This window comes from Protofrankia sp. CiP1_Cm_nod3 (assembly GCF_982290655.1).
In genome coordinates this window covers 48,418-48,968 of record NZ_CEVIVD010000001.1, presented here as the reverse complement: position 1 = coordinate 48,968, position 551 = coordinate 48,418, and the positions used below count along the sequence as shown (strand labels likewise).

Below are 551 nucleotides of genomic sequence, written 5' to 3'. Positions count from 1 at the left end.
TCATGGCCATGGTCAGGGTGGTCAGGTCCAGGTCGCCGAGCGGCTGGCGGTGGGCGCCGAGGACGAACAGGCCGCAGGAGGCGTTGTCCGCGACCGTGTCGACGATGCTGATGTCCCAGTTCGCGATCCTGCTGTCGACGATCTCCAGCGCCGGCAGGACCTGGGCCACCGCGGCCCGCGCCGTCCCAAGATCAAGATCGGGCTGGTCGAGGCCGGCGCCGAGGACGAACGCCACCTCGGCCTCGATCCGCGGCTGGAGCAGGTCCGCCGGGTCGATCGGGGTGTCCTCGGCCCTGGCCATGTCGGCGAAGAGCACGCCGTTGTCGGGCTGGTCGACGCCGAGCTGTCGCTGGACGGCGGGGGAGGTCAGCCCGATCTTGTGCCCGACGAGGCGGCGGTGGGCTCCCACCGCCGCCTTGGTGAGCAGCTGCTGCACCGCGTACGCGGCGGCGATGTCCGACGCGCCCAGCAGGTCCCGCACGGGCGGGCAGGGCCGGCGCTGCCGGGCCGCCGCCGTCAGCCGGTCGGCTGCCTGCCGGTACCGCTCCAGG

The 551-nt window shown here is 73.7% G+C and carries 1 protein-coding gene; it reads right to left on the bottom strand.

All coding sequences use genetic code 11. The annotated features are described in order from the left end of the window. The coding region (locus tag AC5LUJ_RS00210) for a 2-keto-4-pentenoate hydratase (protein WP_493464288.1) at positions 1-550 on the bottom strand (550 nt) is incomplete at its 3' end. Between the last annotated feature and the right edge of the window lies 1 nt (position 551).